The sequence below is a fragment of the Pseudomonas sp. TE12234 genome, assembly GCF_054061835.1.
In genome coordinates, this window is the sequence record NZ_JBSSEP010000015.1 from 157,090 (window position 1) to 172,649 (window position 15,560).

At 61.7% G+C, this 15,560-nt stretch carries 16 protein-coding genes and 1 pseudogene; 7 read left to right on the plus strand and 10 right to left on the minus strand.

The features are described 5' to 3' along the window. Positions 1–140: 140 nt before the first annotated feature. The 3 genes from ACVWYU_RS21935 to ACVWYU_RS21945 are packed head-to-tail and all read right to left on the minus strand — an operon-like array spanning position 141 to position 1,470. A complete protein-coding gene (locus tag ACVWYU_RS21935) occupies positions 141–845 on the minus strand; it encodes a YoaK family protein (protein ID WP_090323460.1) in 705 nt (234 codons plus the stop codon). 26 nt (positions 846–871) lie between these two features. After that, the gene (locus ACVWYU_RS21940; protein ID WP_113194442.1) at positions 872–1,201 is read right to left on the minus strand and encodes a DUF6388 family protein; all 330 of its coding nucleotides are present in this window, start codon (positions 1,199–1,201) and stop codon (positions 872–874) included. A gap of 20 nt (positions 1,202–1,221) precedes the next feature. Further along, complete coding sequence (locus ACVWYU_RS21945; RefSeq protein WP_034146936.1) at positions 1,222–1,470, minus strand: hypothetical protein; 249 nt, start codon at positions 1,468–1,470, stop codon at positions 1,222–1,224. 148 nt (positions 1,471–1,618) lie between these two features. Between ACVWYU_RS21945 and ACVWYU_RS21950 the strand changes: the two genes are divergently transcribed. Continuing rightward, positions 1,619–1,969, plus strand: coding sequence for a hypothetical protein (locus ACVWYU_RS21950; RefSeq protein ID WP_247256159.1), 351 nt, complete (start codon positions 1,619–1,621; stop codon positions 1,967–1,969). A 53-nt stretch (positions 1,970–2,022) separates the two neighbouring features. Here the strand turns inward: ACVWYU_RS21950 and ACVWYU_RS21955 are convergent, their stop codons facing one another. Further along, on the minus strand, positions 2,023–2,448 hold the full coding sequence (locus tag ACVWYU_RS21955) for a GNAT family N-acetyltransferase (RefSeq protein ID WP_090323457.1): 426 nt from the start codon (positions 2,446–2,448) through the stop codon (positions 2,023–2,025). Between the two features lie 144 nt (positions 2,449–2,592). Between ACVWYU_RS21955 and ACVWYU_RS21960 the strand changes: the two genes are divergently transcribed. Both ACVWYU_RS21960 and ACVWYU_RS21965 read left to right on the plus strand, forming a co-directional pair. Further along, the gene (locus ACVWYU_RS21960; protein WP_457373649.1) at positions 2,593–3,030 is read left to right on the plus strand and encodes a hemerythrin domain-containing protein; all 438 of its coding nucleotides are present in this window, start codon (positions 2,593–2,595) and stop codon (positions 3,028–3,030) included. 63 nt (positions 3,031–3,093) lie between these two features. Continuing rightward, positions 3,094–3,684 carry an NUDIX domain-containing protein gene (locus tag ACVWYU_RS21965; RefSeq protein WP_457373650.1) on the plus strand — a complete coding sequence of 197 codons (591 nt, stop codon included), beginning with the start codon at positions 3,094–3,096 and terminating at the stop codon, positions 3,682–3,684. 136 nt (positions 3,685–3,820) lie between these two features. Here the strand turns inward: ACVWYU_RS21965 and ACVWYU_RS21970 are convergent, their stop codons facing one another. Then, positions 3,821–4,339, minus strand: coding sequence for a methylated-DNA--[protein]-cysteine S-methyltransferase (locus ACVWYU_RS21970; RefSeq protein ID WP_457373651.1), 519 nt, complete (start codon positions 4,337–4,339; stop codon positions 3,821–3,823). A gap of 136 nt (positions 4,340–4,475) precedes the next feature. Between ACVWYU_RS21970 and ggt the strand changes: the two genes are divergently transcribed. Continuing rightward, positions 4,476–6,203, plus strand: coding sequence for a gamma-glutamyltransferase (ggt, locus tag ACVWYU_RS21975; protein WP_457373652.1), 1,728 nt, complete (start codon positions 4,476–4,478; stop codon positions 6,201–6,203). A gap of 67 nt (positions 6,204–6,270) precedes the next feature. Continuing rightward, positions 6,271–6,804 (plus strand): cysteine hydrolase family protein, encoded by a 534-nt coding sequence (locus ACVWYU_RS21980; RefSeq protein ID WP_390956649.1) that lies wholly within the window; start codon positions 6,271–6,273, stop codon positions 6,802–6,804. An 85-nt stretch (positions 6,805–6,889) separates the two neighbouring features. Here ACVWYU_RS21980 and ACVWYU_RS21985 read toward each other — a convergent pair whose 3' ends face one another. Next, positions 6,890–7,792, minus strand: a complete 903-nt coding sequence (locus ACVWYU_RS21985; RefSeq protein WP_090323449.1) for a LysR family transcriptional regulator — start codon at positions 7,790–7,792, stop codon at positions 6,890–6,892. Positions 7,793–7,991: 199 nt separating this feature from the next. On the opposite strand from ACVWYU_RS21985, the gene ACVWYU_RS21990 reads away from it, so the two are divergent. Both ACVWYU_RS21990 and ACVWYU_RS21995 read left to right on the plus strand, forming a co-directional pair. After that, entirely contained in the window at positions 7,992–9,491 is a 1,500-nt protein-coding gene (locus ACVWYU_RS21990) for a purine-cytosine permease family protein (protein ID WP_457373653.1), read from the plus strand. Then, entirely contained in the window at positions 9,488–10,333 is an 846-nt protein-coding gene (locus tag ACVWYU_RS21995) for a nitrilase family protein (protein WP_457373654.1), read from the plus strand. Before ACVWYU_RS21990 ends, ACVWYU_RS21995 begins: the two co-directional genes overlap by 4 nt. Positions 10,334–10,350: 17 nt before the next feature. On the opposite strand, the gene ACVWYU_RS22000 is transcribed toward ACVWYU_RS21995, so the two are convergent. The 4 genes and pseudogenes from ACVWYU_RS22000 to ACVWYU_RS22015 all read right to left on the minus strand — a co-directional run. Further along, the gene (locus ACVWYU_RS22000) at positions 10,351–11,784 is read right to left on the minus strand and encodes a M15 family metallopeptidase (protein ID WP_457373655.1); all 1,434 of its coding nucleotides are present in this window, start codon (positions 11,782–11,784) and stop codon (positions 10,351–10,353) included. A gap of 37 nt (positions 11,785–11,821) precedes the next feature. After that, positions 11,822–12,775, minus strand: coding sequence for a lipoyl synthase (gene lipA, locus ACVWYU_RS22005; RefSeq protein WP_457373656.1), 954 nt, complete (start codon positions 12,773–12,775; stop codon positions 11,822–11,824). Between the two features lie 142 nt (positions 12,776–12,917). After that, positions 12,918–14,174, minus strand: a complete 1,257-nt coding sequence (gene glyA, locus ACVWYU_RS22010; protein ID WP_247256152.1) for a serine hydroxymethyltransferase — start codon at positions 14,172–14,174, stop codon at positions 12,918–12,920. A gap of 171 nt (positions 14,175–14,345) precedes the next feature. Next, positions 14,346–15,560 (minus strand): annotated as a pseudogene (locus tag ACVWYU_RS22015) (glycine dehydrogenase (aminomethyl-transferring)); the annotation flags it as partial.

Here is a 15,560-nt window from a genome sequence, read left to right on the forward strand (position 1 = left end):
GGCGAAGGGCGTTTTTGCGGGGACCGGGTTGCCGCCAATCGCTGGCAAGCCAGCTCCCACAGGTAATGCGTCGATCACATAATCGTCGTTCGCCGCAGATCTACTGTGGGAGCTGGCTTGCCAGCGATGGCGGACTGCAGTCAACGCGGCATATACCCCAACTGCCAGCGCCGCGGAATCTTCAGCGACAGCAACCCCAGTCCCGCAGCAAGCAGGCCGCTGGCGAACAGCGCCTTGAGCCCCAGTTGATGTTCGAGCGCGGCGCCCAGTACCGCACCGGCGAACATGCCGGTCCAGGGGATCAGTTGCACGCGCCAGCCGTTACGGCGCTCCCCGAGCAGCCAGCGACCCAGCCCGCGTCCGAAGCGCGACAGGGCGCCGGTGACGTAAGTCAGGCCGACCGGCAAACCGTTGACCTCTTCCACGGCGGCGTTGAGCATGCCCATTGCGATGATCGCCGCCAGCAGGGCTGGCAGCTGCGACTCAAACGGCCAGGCGGCGGCAGCGCAGAGTAACGAGGCGATGCTCAGCAGCAAGGGTAACGCCCGGCGACCGGCCAGCCGGCTGACGATGATGCCCAGCGCATTGCCGAAGATGAAGGTGGCGACAAGCAGTACCAGGCGCAGGCTCAGCCCCAGGTCGCCGACGCTGATGGCAACGGCCATCCGGGTGGTATTGCCGCTCATGAAGGACACGAAGTCGCCGCTGGCCATGAAACCGATGGCATCGGTCATGCCGGCCAGCACCGAGAGCATCGCCACCAGCGTCAGGCCGATACGTCCGCGCCATTTCTGAGTGTGCAAGTGTCTGGAACTGGCGTGGGTACTTGAAGACGAAGGCAGCATCGGCGAAAGCATCCTTGATCAGTACGTTACGGGGTCAATCCATATAACTCGCAATACTCCAGCCAGTCCATCCCGGCCATCTCGGCCACTTCCCGATGGACTTCCAGGCGCTGGGCCTGATAGTCCTCGGGTGTGGCGGCGGTCAACAGCAGTGTCAATTCCCAGGCAAACAGGCCAAGGCGCTCGGCTTCGGCCTCGAAGGCTTCGTGCAAACGCTCATCGCGATACTGCGCGAAGGTTTCGCCCTTGGCCTGCGCGAGCAGTGGATTCAGGTTGTCGAGCTCGACGCGCAGCTCGGGGCGTTCATCGAGAAACCGTTTCAGTGCCTGTTCGTGTTGTTGTTCGGATGCCGCCATGGTCACGCCTCGGTAGGTGATTACGAAGACTGCTTCTTGCTGGCCTTGGCCGCTGCCGCCAGGCATTCGAGGGCAAACTGCTCGGTGTAGGTCATCTGGATCGGCGTGGTTTCACCCTTGACGGTTCTTTCGCCGTCGAGGATGTAACGGATGCGCTTGTCGGTCACGCCGATGCGCTTGGCGATCCAGGAGGGTGTCTGACCGATCTGGCTGATCAGCTTGTCGGCATATTCAGTGGTCGGTTTGTAAAACTCGGCGTTGGGTGTCATTGGGCTTCCAGAGTTGGGGTCGATGCGACGCGATGGGCGCGACAGGGTGCGCGAATCATCGCGCGGTGTCGCGGTATAAATGCAGTAAAGCAGAACGAAACGCCGTGCCACGGTGATACAGTCCGCTTTTTCCTGATGAGCGAATGCAATGCGAATTCTGATGGTAGCGCTGGCCGTGACGTTGCTGGCCGGTTGCGCGGGCTCGGTGATGAGCGATGCCCGCAGCAAACCTCCGTACAAAACCCTGAACTCGGACAAGCCGGCCAAGGACGTTGCCCAGTGCGTGCAGTTTTCCTGGCAGGACGAAGCGGTGTTCGGCGTCGATGCCGCGGCGTACCTGCAGCCGGGCGAGAAGGGCGGAACTACCGTCTACACGCGTTCGGCGGAGTCGTTCGTTGACGTGACCACCGATGCCTCGGGCACCGTGTTGAGCTACTACGCTCAGCATGATGACTTTGTCGCCAAGCGGCGCCTGGCGGCCTTGGCGACCTGCCTGTGACTTGATGCACACCCGTGTAGGAGCGAGCTCGCTCCTACACCAGGCGTGTTGATTCAGTCATTCAAGCGCTTCTGAAAAAAGAAGTGCTTATACCCCGGCGGGTAGTCGGCAATGTGCCCGATCTCGCTATAGCCGCATTTCTTGTAGAACTCCGGTGCCTGGAATTCGAACGTGTCGAGCCACAGCCCGATGCATTTCCTCTCCCGCGCCAGGTCTTCGGCCATCTGCATCAGCTTCGTACCCATGCCCTGTCCCCGCGCCTGCTCCGGCACCGACAACAGGTCGATGAACAACCACTGGTAGAACAGCCGGGCGTAGAGCCCGCCGAGGATTTCGTCATTGTCATCGCGCACCAGCAGGGCTATGTGCTCGGGCACGGCACCACCGGCCTTCGAGGCGTTATAGGCGCGCAGTGGCAGCAGGATGGCTTGGCGTTCTTCCTCCGTGGGGTTTGGCGACAGCTCGATACGCAGGGTCATGGCTATGTCCTTATGGCAGTGAAGCCGCAGACTATCTTGGTCGCGGCGATTGATCTATCCCCGGCACCCATGGAACCGTCGCCCGCGCGCAGATGTCTAGCCTCAGAGCGCGTCATTCCAGAACGCCGCCCATGAGGACACGCCGTGAATATTTTCGAAGCCTTGCGCGAAAGCCACGAACGCCAACGTACCTATGCCAAAGCGTTGATTCGCACCAGCGGCGACACCCCGCAACGGGTCGAAGCCTACAAACAGCTCAAGTCCGAACTCCAGGCCCATGAAACCGCTGAAGAGCGGCATTTCTACATCCCGTTGATGGAATTCGACAATGGCGTCGACCTCAGCCGCCATGCGATCGCCGAACACCATGAAATGGATGAAATGATGGAGGCGCTGGACGAGACCGAAATGTCCAGCCCGGCCTGGCTGGCCACCGCGAAGAAGCTGGCCGATAAAGTCCATCACCACCTCGAAGAGGAAGAGCAGAAGTTCTTCCAGATGGCCGGCAAGTTGCTCGACGACAAACAGAAAGAGTCCCTGGCTGGTGCCTATGTGAAGGAATACAAGGCTCAGCTCGTTTGAGGGATCAAACGCCGGGCTTTTTCACCTAAGATGCGCAATCTCGAAAACACAGGATGCGTTGTCATGTCGAATACAGCCGAGCGGGTCAATATCCTCGAATCACAGGTGTTGTCCCACGACTGGTATCTGTTGCGGAAAATCACCTTCGATTATCAACGCAACAACGGCGAGTGGCAGCGCCAGACCCGCGAGGTCTACGACCGTGGCAATGGCGCGGCGATTTTGCTGTACAACCGCGAAAAGAAAACCGTGGTCCTGACCCGGCAATTCCGCTTGCCGGTGTTCGTCAACGGCCACGACGGTCTGCTGATCGAAGTGGCGGCGGGGCTGTTGGAAGGTGCCGCGCCGCAAGAACGCATTCGTGCCGAAGCGGAGGAAGAGACCGGTTACCGCGTGCACCATGTGCAGCCGGTGTTCGAGGCCTACATGAGCCCGGGCTCGGTGACGGAAAAACTGCACTTTTTCATCGCCGAATACGATGCGACGTCGAAGGTCAGCGAAGGCGGCGGGCTGGAGGAAGAGACCGAAGAACTGGAAGTGCTGGAATGGGCCTTCGATGAAGCACTAGAGGCGTTTTATCGTGGGGAAATCTGCGATGCCAAGACCATCATGCTGTTGCAGTATGCGGCGATGAAAAACATATTCGCGGCTTAAGCCGTCCCCCTTCTGTGGCGAGCGAGCTTGCCCGCGTCGGGCTGCGAAGCGGCCCCGAAAATCTAAGTGCCTGGCGAATATTTGCCAGCGCTACGCACCGGAGCGGGAGCAACCTCCGTCGCCACAGAGACGTTGTTTACCCAAACAGGTCGGCGGTCATTCCGTTGCTTGGCCATCGTCCACCTTCCAGCGTGAGCAACAACGCCTTCGCCTCCAGCCCCCCGGCAAACCCCGTCAGCTTCCCCGACGCACCAATCACCCGATGGCACGGCGCGACAATCGAAATCGGGTTCTTGCCATTCGCCGCACCCACCGCCCGGACTGCACTCGGGCTGCCGATCTGCTCGGCGATCTGGCTGTAGCTGCGGGTCTCGCCGAACGGAATGGTCAACAGCGCCGCCCAGACCTTTTTCTGGAATGGCGTGCCGACAAACTCCAGATCCAGCTCGAAATGATGGCGGCTGCCGGCGAAGTATTCGCGCAGTTGTTGCGCCGTGCGCAGCAGAATCGGGTTGTCTGGTGCGTCGCTCATGGGCCCGAGCCGTACCCGGCCCGGCTTGTCGTTTTCCCAGAGGATGGCCACCAGTCGTGAGCCGTTCGCCACCAGCTTCAACTCACCGACCGGGGACGCCAGGGTGCTACAGGTGTAAGTCATGCCGAAGGCCACGCCGAATTGTTGAACGGGCGTTAAGGATACTGCCTGGCCGGGGAGGCGCAATACGCAATCGCGACCATACTTGCCTACGGCTCCTGAAGCGTTCCCCTGTTCAATAACAAGAAGAGACCGACTGATGAAGTACGAACCTTTTGCCAAATCGCTGATAGCGACCTCACTGGCACTCAGCTGCCTGATGGCCCATGCCGCCTCCGTAGCCCCGGTCGCGGCCGAAAACGGCATGGTGGTCACTGCCCAGCATCTGGCCAGCCATGTGGGCGTGGATGTGCTCAAGAGCGGTGGCAACGCCGTCGATGCCGCCGTGGCGGTGGGGTATGCGCTGGCGGTGGTCTATCCCGCCGCCGGTAACCTGGGCGGCGGCGGATTCATGACCATTCAACTGGCCGACGGGCGCAAGACCTTCCTCGACTTCCGTGAAAAAGCCCCGCTGGCCGCCACCGCCGACATGTACCTCGACAAAGCGGGCAACGTTGTTCCGGACCTGAGTACTCGCGGCCACCTGGCCGTCGGCGTGCCGGGCACCGTGTCCGGGATGGAACTGGCCCTGAGCAAATACGGCACCAAACCACGCAAGGAAGTGATCGCCCCGGCGATCAAGCTGGCCGAAGACGGCTTCGTGCTGGAACAGGGTGATGTCGATTTGCTGGACTACGCCACCGACGTGTTCAAGAAAGACATGAAGGATTCCGGTTCGATTTTCCTGAGCAACGGCGAGCCGATGCAGGTCGGACAGAAGCTGATGCAGAAAGACCTCGGCAAAACCTTGCGGACCATCTCCGAGAAGGGCGCCGACGGCTTCTATAAAGGCTGGGTCGCCGATGCCATCGTCACCTCCAGCCAAGCTAACAAGGGCATCATCACGCAGGCCGACCTGGACAAATACAAGACTCGCGAACTGGCGCCGATCGAGTGCGACTACCGCGGCTACCACGTGGTCTCGGCCCCGCCACCAAGCTCCGGTGGTGTAGTGATCTGCCAGATCATGAACATCCTCGAAGGCTACCCGATGAAGGATCTGGGCTATCACTCGGCCCAGGGCATGCACTATCAGATCGAAGCGATGCGCCACGCGTACGTTGACCGCAACAGCTACCTCGGCGACCCGGACTTCGTGAAGAACCCGATTGCCCACCTGCTGGACAAGAACTACGCGACCAAACTGCGCGAAGCCATCAATCCGCAAAAGGCCGGTGTGTCCCGCGAGCTCAAGCCTGGGGTCGCGCCCCATGAAGGCAACAACACCACCCATTACTCCATCGTCGACAAATGGGGCAACGCGGTGTCGGTGACCTACACCCTCAACGACTGGTTCGGTGCCGGGGTCATGGCCAGTAAAACAGGGGTCATTCTCAACGACGAAATGGACGACTTCACCTCGAAGATCGGTGTGCCGAACATGTATGGCCTGGTCCAGGGTGAAGCCAACGCCATCGCCCCCGGCAAGGCGCCGCTGTCATCCATGAGCCCGACCATCGTCACCAAGGACGGCAAAGTGGTGATGGTGGTCGGTACCCCCGGCGGCAGCCGCATCATCACCGCGACCCTGTTGACCATGCTCAACGTCATCGACTACGGCATGAACATCCAGGAAGCGGTCGATGCGCCACGTTTCCACCAGCAATGGTTGCCGGAGGAAACCAACCTCGAAGCCTTCACCACCAGCCCGGATACGGTGAAGATCCTCGAAAGCTGGGGCCACAAGTTTGCCGGGCCGCAGGACGCCAACCACCTGGCAGCGATTCTTGTCGGCGCGCCGTCCCTGGACGGCAAACCGGTGGGCAAGAACCGCTTCTACGGCGCCAACGATCCACGGCGTAACACCGGGCTGTCGCTGGGTTATTGAGTCTTGTGTTTGGACGGGGACGGACTTATGTTCGTCCCTGTTCCACTGACTTTTCAAGGAAGGAACCATGACTACCGCACTGTTAATCATCGACGTCCAGCAGGCCTTGTGCTCCGGCGAGTATGAGTGCTTCCAGATCAAGCGAGTCATCGACCGCATCAACGGCCTCAGTGCCAAAGCCCGAAACAAAGGGCTCCCCGTGGTGCTGATCCAGCATGAAGAAAAGGGCAGCCCCCTCGCGTATAACGCCGAAGGCTGGCAACTCGCCGAAGGATTGCAAACCGCGCCCCAGGACCTGCGCGTACGCAAGACCACCCCCGATTCGTTCTACCAGACCCACTTGCATGACCAGTTGCAGGAGCTGGACGTCAGCCGCCTGATCATCTGTGGTCTGCAAACCGATTACTGCGTCAACGCCACCGTGCGCCAGGCACTGAAACTGGGTTACGACGTAGTGCTCGCGGCCGATGCCCACTCCACCGTCGACAACGGCAATATGGCCGCAGAAGACATCATTGCCGAACACAACAAGGATCTGGCGCACCTGACCAGCGCGGTCGCGCGGATCGACGTCGTCCCGGCCAACGATATCCGCCCCTGAAACCACCACATTCCCTGTGGGAGCAAGCTCGCTCCCTCAGGTCTTGCGCCAATGCCAATCAGGTCGCCAACACCCGCCGATTGATCTAGGACGCGCCAAAGATGTCGATCAATTCATTCAGGAAGGCACTGACCAGATCGCGCTGCCGCGATGAATGCCGCACCGCCGCATGGAAACCCACCTCATAGCGCAGCAACTCGGGGTTGAGCGGGTGCAGTTGCCCCAGTTGTTCATGCCGTGCCGCATAGTGCTGTGGCAGAAAACCCAGGTGTTGGCCCGACAGAATCAGCAGGGCGGCACCGTCCATGCTGTCGGTCAGCACCGTCAGGCGTTCGATGGAGGTGGGTGCCGGCATTTCCGGCAAGGGATGACTTGGCCAGACCCAGTCGTAGTGGCTGACATCGTCCCGGGTCAGTGCGCCCACCTGGCTGAATAGCGGATGAGACGGCGCGCAGTAGGCGATCTGGGTTTCCTGGAACAGCGGAAAGTAGTCGATATTGGGCAAGCGGTGCCAGAAATAACCGATGGCCAGGTCGATGTGGCTGTTGATGATTTTCTCTTCCAGCAGCGATGACGACAGTTCGGTGAAGTGGAAGTACAACCCTTCGTGCCTGGCCCGCAGGCGCGCAATGGCCAGGCCGATTTTTTTGTTGGCCACCGGGTCGATTTGCCCGAGCAGGCCGATGTTGATGTTGCCCGAGACTTTGCGGTTGATGTGCTGGACTTCAACCCGGAAGCCTTCGGCTGCCGCAAGCAAGCGCCGGGCCGCCTCGACAAACTGGCCACCCTTGGGCGTCACCGAAAATCCGCCCCGGCCACGTTCGCACAGACGAAAACCGACCCGCGCCTCAAGCGTCGCCAACTGCGCGCTGATGGTCGGTTGCGTGGTGTTGAGGGCGGTTTGCGCCGCCGAAATCCCGCCGGCCTCGACGACGGTGAGAAATACCCGGATCAAGCGCAGATCCAGCTCCGTTACAGTTCCCAGCATGGGCGCTCCCGATGTTCAATCACATAGGTGTGGATCTATGTAAACAGTGTGCCTGCGATATTTTACCGCCCTGACCAACGCCATACATTGCAGGGAAACCAGGGTCATCGTCAGCTTTTTCCGGGTTTTTACCTGATCCGGACGTCGAATCGACCGCTGCGCCCACAACAAAAACAATCAACTGCATAGGAATCATCGTATGTCAGGATCCCCACTTTCCGCGCAAGCCGCCGAGGCCAGCAGCGGATTGGCCATCGAAGGCCACTCGATCGATTACATCCCGGAAAACGAACGCCACGCCAAGCTCAGCAGCCAGGGGCCATTCTGGTTTCTCGGCAATTTCCATTTCTTCACCATCTCCATCGGCTTTGTCGGCCCGAGCCTCGGGTTATCGGCGCTGTGGACCCTGCTGGCCGGCGCGCTGGGTATCATGTTCGGCACCATTTTCATGGCATTCCATGGCTCGCAAGGGCCGGAAATGGGCTTGCCGCAGATGATCCAGTCCCGTGCCCAGTTCGGCTATCGCGGGGTGATCCTGGCATTGATGGCGACGATGTTCGTGTTCGTCGGCTTCAACGTGGTGAACATCTCGCTGATCATGAACGGCCTCGAACATGTGTTCGGGATCAACCCGACCTTCGTCGCCGTGGCCGTCGTACTCGTTGGCGCGCTGCTGTCGATCTATGGGCACGACTTGATGCACAAAGCCTTCAAGTGGGCGTTGCTGGCAACGTTGCCGCTGTATGCGCTGGTGACAATCGCGCTGATGTTCGGCGCCGGTTCCCAGGGCGTCACGCCAGCCACGGACCTGGGCTTCAGCTGGATTGCCTTCGCCACGCTGTTTGCCATCGGCGCCAGCTACAACATTTCCTATGCGCCTTACGTCTCCGACTATTCCCGTTACCTGCCGAAAAACACCAGTCGGCCGAAACTGATCGCAGCGGTATTCATCGGCGCCTCGTTGTCGGGTAGCTGGATGATCGGCCTCGGGGCCTGGCTTGCCCAGGAACTGAAAGCGGCGGACGCGCTGGTGGCGCTCAATCAGGTCGGTTCTTCGATGGTCCCGGGGTTGGGCAATCTGCTGGTGATCGTGTCGGTGGCGGGTTTCCTGCCGATCATTGCACTCAACACCTACAGTGCCATGCTGACGTTGCTGACCGGTGTCGACTCGATCAGCAAGATCACCCCGACGCCCCGTGCCCGGGTGCTGTCGATCAGCGTCATCAGCCTGATTCTGTTGACCTGCGTGCTGTCGATCAAAGGTGACGGCATTGCGTTGTTGAACACCTTCCTGGTCTTGTTGCTGTACTTCCTCGTGCCCTGGACCGCGGTCAATCTGGTGGACTATTTCTTCGTACGCAAAGGCCGCTACGCGATCCCGCATTTCTTTACACCGAACGGTATCTACGGCGCCTGGCAATTTCGCGGCATCGCCTCGTACCTGATCGGGTTTGCCGCGATGGTGCCGTTCTTCTACATCTTCGATGCCGCCGCCAACAAGGAAGTGTTCGTCGGCCCGCTGGCACGCATGCTTGAAGGTGTCGACATTGCCTGGCTGGTGGGACTGGTGGTGTCCGGACTGACGTATTTCCTCCTCAGTCGTTCGCTGGACCTGGTCGCCGAGCGCCGGATCATCGACGGGATCAGCGAAAAAGACATCGTCGCCATGGCCCATCAAACCGTGGAGGCGGGGCGTTGAACACTGCAAAAAGTACCCTGGTCGCTTGCTGCCAGTTGGCGCCGAAAATCGGCGACCTCGCTTACAACCGCAGCCTCACCGAGCGCGCCATTCGCTCGGCGGCGCTGCGGGGGGCGCAGGTTGTGGTACTGCCGGAACTGGTGCAGAGCGGTTACCTGTTCGCCGACCGCAACGAAGCCCTGGCCCTGGCGGAAACCCGCGATGGCCCGACGCTGCGCCTGTGGCAAGCGCTGGCCCGGGAACTGAACCTTGTCGTGGTGGGCGGCTTCTGCGAGCACCTGGGCGGTGATGATCTGGCCAACAGTGCGGCGCTGATCGATGCCCAGGGTGTGCGCGCGGTGTATCGCAAGGCGCATCTGTGGAATGCCGAAAAGGAAATCTTCACCGCCGGCAGTGAAGCACCGCCGGTCATCGAAACGGTCCACGGGCGTATCGGCATGCTGATTTGCTACGACCTGGAATTCCCGGAGTGGGTGCGCCTGCCGGCGTTGGCCGGCGCAGACCTGCTCTGTGCCCCGGTCAACTGGCCCGACGGCCCACGGCCGCAAACCGAGCGCCCGGCGGAAGTCTTGCGGGTGCAGGCCAATGCCTCGGTCAACCGCTTGTTCATCGCCGCGTGTGACCGCTACGGCCATGAGCGCGGGGTGGGCTGGGTGCAGGGCTCGGTGATTGTCGACGCCGACGGCTATCCGATAGCCGGCCCCGCGGAGCAGGGCGGTGAGCAGATTTTGCTGGCCACCCTGAACCTCGCCGAAGCGCGCAACAAGCGCATCAGCGAGCGCAATGACCTGCATCGCGATCGGCGCCCGCACCTGTACGGGATGGACAGCTCGCTCGACTGACCGTCAGCGTCTGGCATTCAACGTTCGGGGAGGTCCAGGCTGGCGCGCAATTGCTCGTATTGCTCCTCGGGCATTTGAATCAGCAGGGGCGCCTGGCTTGGGTCCAGCCAACTGAACAGCCGAGTGATATCGGCTTGATCCATGGCGGTGCAGCCCAGCGTCGGCGAGTCAGGGCTGCGCCAGATGTGGAAGAAAATGCACGAACCCGCCGCCGGGGTGGCTGGCGTGTTGTGTTCGATGACGATGCCTTTTCGGTACAGCTCATCCATGCTGCGCATCTGCTCGGAGCTGCTCCAGTCCTTCGCTGTCGTCGCACCGTCGACGATCTGGTTGTAGCGTTGGGAGTGGCCGTCATCCACGCATTCAGTGGTGGCTGTCAGCGCGAGGTAAGGCAGCCGGGTTTCAGCGGTGGTGTCGTAGCCAAACGCCGTCCCCAGTTTGAATATTCCGGCCGGCGCCTTTCCATCGCCTTCCTGTTTGATGGGCCCGTCGCGTTGATCAATGGGGCCCAGGCCCTTGCCCCAGGCCAGCCCGTTCTTGCCCAGCACCACATCGAACGCTGCCTGGTATTTGCCAAAGCTGTTGCCCTGTCGCACATAACGCTGAGCGGTCGCGTGGGTGTCGGTCCAGCTATGGCTGGTGACCACAATCAGTTGATTGCTGGTCTTGAGAACATCCCCCAGTGCCGGCGGCGTAATGGGGAAATCCATGACGTCTTTCAGCGTTGCATCGCCGCTGTAGGTGAAGTGCCACCACTCGGCCGAGTAGCCGCTGAAGCCTTCTTTCTCCATGGCGCGGGTGAGTCGCTGGCGATTGGCCTTGGCGGTGGCGTTGATCTGCGTCGAGTCGGTGTGCGCGCGCTCATCGAAGCAGTCGAAACCGGTGCCCATGTCGACGGCGCCGTCGTGCCAGCGCTGATCGTAGGGGGCCGTGCAATCGACGGCGGTGGCGGCGGGCGTCCAGATTTCGGCGGGCAGGGCGTCAGGGCCGGTCATGGTCAGGTCGACGGTGCTGCCCCTGGAGTGATTGGACACCCGGGCCACATAGCCCAGGCGCCAGAAGTCTTGCTTGTCCACCCGTGGGTAGAACTCGGCCTTGCGCGGGTCGCCTGGCTCGGTGGCGAAGCGCCCCATGTCGGCGACCGCGCGGCTGGGCCGATAACAGTCGAAGACCTTCAGGCCGTAGCCTTGCGCCTGCAGGTCCTTTTGCACCCGGGCCAGGGCCTTGGCGGCATTGATCGACAACAGGCACTCCGGTGCCGCATAACCGTCGAGCGGGTGTCCGGTGAAGTTGTGGGCGCTGGCGTAGCGGATGTCCTGCGCGATGCCCGGATCGATCGTGCGCAGGTACACCATGTGTTCGGGCCTGGTGCTGACCGCCTCGCCTGCACCGACGAGACAGGGCAGGGTGAGGCTCAGTGACAGGAGCAATGTTCGAATTGCAAAGGGCATCGGGCCGGGTCTCCGAAAGGCATGGCAAGTCAGCCCATCATGGCGTGATTCCCGCCGCACCTCCATGCAGTTGTTGATCGGCATGATAGGACGAACGCACCAGCGGCCCGGAGGCGACGTTCTTGAAACCCAGCCGCGCGCCTTCCTCGGCGAACCAGGCGAAGGTGTCCGGGTGGACGAAGCGCTGCAACGGCAGGTGGCTGCGCGAGGGTTGCAGGTACTGGCCGAGGGTGAGCATGTCGATATCGTGCTCACGCATGCGCTGCATCACCTCGATGACTTCCGCGTCGGTTTCACCCAGGCCCAGCATCAGCCCGGACTTGGTCGGAACATGCGGCACCCGGTGCTTGAAGTTCTGCAGCAGATCCAGCGACCACTCGAAATCCGAACCTGGCCGCGCGGCCTTGTACAGGCGCGGAACAGTCTCCAGGTTGTGGTTGAACACATCGGGCGGCTCGCTGGCGGTGATCGCCAGGGCCACGTCCATGCGCCCGCGATAGTCCGGCACCAGGGTTTCCAGTTGTATGCCCGGCGAGAGTTTGCGGATCTCCCGCAGGCAATCGACAAAGTGTTGGGCGCCGCCGTCGCGCAGGTCATCGCGGTCCACCGAAGTGATCACCACGTACTTGAGGCGCAATTCGGCGATGGCCACGGCGAGGTTGGTCGGTTCATCGACGTCCAGCGGTTTCGGCCGACCGTGGCCCACGTCGCAGAACGGGCAGCGCCGGGTGCAGATGTCGCCCATGATCATGAAGGTCGCGGTGCCGCCGGAAAAACACTCGCCGAGGTTCGGGCACGAGGCTTCTTCACAGACACTGTGCAGCTTGTGTTTGCGCAGCAATTGCTTGATGCGCTCGACCTCGGGAGAGATCGGCATGCGTACGCGGATCCAGTCCGGTTTACGCGCAAACACATCGGTCGGGATGATCTTGACCGGAATCCGCGCGACTTTATCTGCGCCGCGCAGTTTGGTGCCGACTTCAACGCTCATATTCTTTCCTTATGTACGCAGAATTGTGGGAGCGAGCCCGCTCGCGATGGTCGCTAACGATAACGCGGGCTTTCTGACGAAAACGCATCAGCTTTACGTCCATCGCGAGCAGGCCCGCGCCTACAGGGTTATTGCTGTGCAATCAGTCGCGATAGACCGGGAAGTCCGAGCACATCGCCGCCGCTTGCCGCGCCACCTGGGCCTCGACATCGGCATCGCCGAGGTGGTCGAGGATGTCGCAGATCCAGCCCGCCAGCTCAATGCTCTGGGCTTCCTTGAAACCACGGCTGGTGATGGCCGGGGTGCCAATGCGCAACCCGGACGTCACGAACGGCGATTGCGGATCATTGGGCACGGCGTTCTTGTTCACGGTGATGCCGGCACGGCCGAGGGCGGCGTCGGCGTCTTTGCCGGTCAGGCCCTGGCGGATCAGGCTGACCAGGAACAGGTGGTTGTCAGTCCCACCGGACACCACGTCATAGCCACGCTCGATAAACACCTTGGCCATGGCCTGGGCGTTGCGGATCACTTGCGCTTGATAGGCCTTGAAGGCCGGCTCCAGCGCTTCCTTGAAGCACACGGCCTTGGCGGCGATCACGTGCATCAACGGGCCGCCCTGACCGCCGGGGAACACGGCGGCGTTGAGTTTCTTCTCCAGTTCCGCATTGGCCCTGGCCAGAATCAGCCCGCCACGGGGACCGCGCAGGGTCTTGTGGGTGGTGGTGGTCACCACGTCGGCAAACGGGATCGGGTTGGGGTACAGACCGGTCGCCACCAGCCCGGCGACGTGGGCCATGTCGACGAACAGATAGGCGCCCACCTTGTCGGCGATCTCACGAAAACGCGGGAAATCCAGGGTCTTGGAGTAAGCCGAGAACCCGGCAATGATCATCTTCGGCTGGTGCTCGACGGCCAGACGCTCGACTTCGTCGTAATCGATCAGGCCGGTGGCGGTGTCGATGCCGTACTGCACGGCGTTGTACAGCTTGCCGGAAAAACTGACCTTGGCGCCGTGGGTCAGGTGGCCGCCGTGGGCCAGGCTCATGCCCAGCACGGTGTCGCCGGGCTGTAGCAAGGCCAGATAGACCGCCGCGTTGGCCTGGCTGCCGGAGTGTGGCTGGACGTTGGCGTAATCGGCGCCGAAGAGTTGTTTGGCGCGATCGATCGCCAGTTGCTCGACCACGTCGACGTGCTCGCAGCCGCCGTAGTAACGCTTGCCCGGATAGCCTTCGGCGTACTTGTTGGTCAGGCCGCTGCCTTGCGCTTCCATCACCCGCTGGCTGGTGTAGTTTTCCGAGGCGATCAATTCGATGTGGTGTTCCTGCCGCGCATCCTCGGCGTTCATCGCCGCCAGCAGTTCGTCGTCGTAGCCTTTGATCTGGTCGTGTTTGCTGAACATGGTGAATTCCTCTGGTTGTTCTTGAATAGGGGGCTGCTCTTCTGTAGGAGCGAGCCTGCTCGCGATGGTCGTTAACGATGACGCAGGGAACCAGATGCCCAGCGGCGCTCTGGAGCCCATCGCGAGCAATCGAGCGTCGACCGGCTGCTCCTACAGGTTGATGCGGTGTTCTCAGGCGTACTCGGCCATCGACGGGCAGGCGCAGATCAGGTTGCGGTCGCCGAAGACGTTGTCGACCCGGCCTACGGGCGGCCAGTATTTGGCGTCGATCAAGGTTTCCAACGGATAAACCGCCTGCTCCCGGCTATACGGATGCGACCACTCGCCCACCAGCTCCGCCGCCGTATGCGGGGCGTTTTTCAACGGGTTGTCGTCCTTGTCCAGGCTGCCGTTTTCCACCGCGCGGATTTCTTCTCGGATGCGGATCATGGCGTCGCAGAAGCGGTCCAGTTCTTCTTTGGATTCGCTTTCGGTCGGCTCGATCATCAGCGTGCCGGCCACCGGGAAGGACATGGTCGGGGCGTGGAAGCCGAAGTCGATCAGGCGCTTGGCCACGTCGTCGACGCTGATGCCGCTGCTGTCTTTGAGTGGACGCAGGTCGAGGATGCACTCGTGCGCCACCAGGCCGTTGCTGCCGGTGTAGAGCACCGGGTAGTGCTCTTCGAGGCGGCGGGAGATGTAGTTGGCGTTGAGGATCGCCAACTGCGAGGCGCGCTTGAGGCCGGCGCCGCCCATCATGCGGATGTACATCCAGGTGATCGGCAGGATGCTCGCGCTGCCGAACGGAGCGGCGCACACCGCGCCTTCTTTGCGCGCCATTTGTGCGTGGCCCGGCAGGAACGGCGCCAGGTGCGATTTCACGCCAATCGGGCCGACGCCCGGGCCGCCACCGCCGTGGGGAATGCAGAAGGTTTTGTGCAGGTTCAGGTGCGAGACGTCGCCGCCGAACTTGCCCGGGGCGCAGAGACCGACCATGGCGTTCATGTTGGCGCCGTCGATGTACACCTGGCCGCCGTGGTCATGGATGATGCCGCAGATTTCGCGGATGCCTTCCTCGAACACGCCGTGGGTCGACGGGTAGGTGATCATCAGCGCGGCAAGGTGTTCGCGGTGCTCGATGGCCTTGGCGCGCAGGTCTTCGATGTCGACGTTGCCACGGGCATCGCAGGCGGTCACGACGACGCGCATGCCGGCCATCTGGGCGGTGGCCGGGTTGGTGCCGTGGGCCGAGGACGGGATCAGGCAGATGTCGCGGCGGTCTTCGCCACGGCTCTGGTGGTAGGCACGAATGGCCAGCAGGCCGGCGTACTCGCCTTGGGAACCGGCGTTCGGCTGCAGGGAGATCGAGTCGTAACCGGTGGCGGCGCAGAGCATCGCTTCCAGCTC